The 1,122-nt window shown below is 44.9% G+C and carries 1 protein-coding gene; it reads left to right on the forward strand.

What is annotated here, in order from left to right; translation table 11 throughout:
- A partial coding sequence (locus AC1DQW_RS27710) for a cadherin-like beta sandwich domain-containing protein (RefSeq protein ID WP_477457023.1) occupies nucleotides 1-1,122 on the forward strand: 1,122 nt, incomplete at both ends.

Raw genomic sequence — 1,122 nt, forward strand, 5'->3', positions numbered from 1 at the left:
GGTAGGCACTACAGATCATTTCACCGGATCTGTAAGCTTTTCTGCAACCAGTGTACAGCAACGCGTAACGTTAAGTGACAGCCATGCCTCTTATAAAGTAAACAATATAGCTGCAACATCAGGTACAGCCACAACAGTGGCACTTAACGCTACAGGTACCACCGATATTAATATTGTAGTAACAGCCGAAGATGGCATTGCTACCCGCACTTACACCGTAACTGTGAGTAAGAACGGATCATCAGATGCAGCCCTTGCATCACTATCTGTGAGTGGGGCGATATTGACCAGAGTAGGCAACACAGATAATTTCACTGGATCTGTAAGTCCTTCTGCAGTCAGTATACAGCAACGTTTAACGTTAAGTGACAGTCATGCAACTGTTACAGTAAACAATATAGCTGCAACACTAGGGACGGCTACAATAGTGGCACTTAACGCTATAGGTACAACCGATATTGCCATTGTGGTTACAGCTGAAGATGGCATTACCAGCCGTATTTATAAAATTACTTTGAGCAAGAATGGCTCATCAGATGCAGCCCTTACATCACTGTCTGTAAGCGGGGCGATATTAACAAGGGTAGGCACTACAGATCATTACACCACATCTGTAGGTTTTTCTGCAACCAGTGTACAACAGCGCGCAACTTTGAGTGACAGTCATGCAACTTTTACAGTAAATAATATAGCTGCGACACCGGGGATAGTAACCACAGTGCCGCTTAACACTACAGGTACCACCGATATTAACGTTGTGGTAACGGCCGAAGATGGTATTGCCACCCGTACTTACACCGTAACCGTGAGTAAGAACGGCTCATCAGATGCAGCCCTTACATCACTGTCTGTAAGCGGGGCTATATTAACAAGGGTAGGCACTACAGATCATTTCACCGGATCTGTAAGCTTTTCTGCAACCAGTGTACAGCAACGCGTAACGTTAAGTGACAGCCATGCCTCTTATAAAGTAAACAATATAGCTGCAACATCAGGTACAGCCACAACAGTGGCACTTAACGCTACAGGTACCACCGATATTAATATTGTAGTAACAGCCGAAGATGGCATTGCTACCCGCACTTACACCGTAACTGTGAGTAAGAACGGATCATCAGATGC

It is taken from the genome of Mucilaginibacter sp. P5_A4, assembly GCF_056400605.1.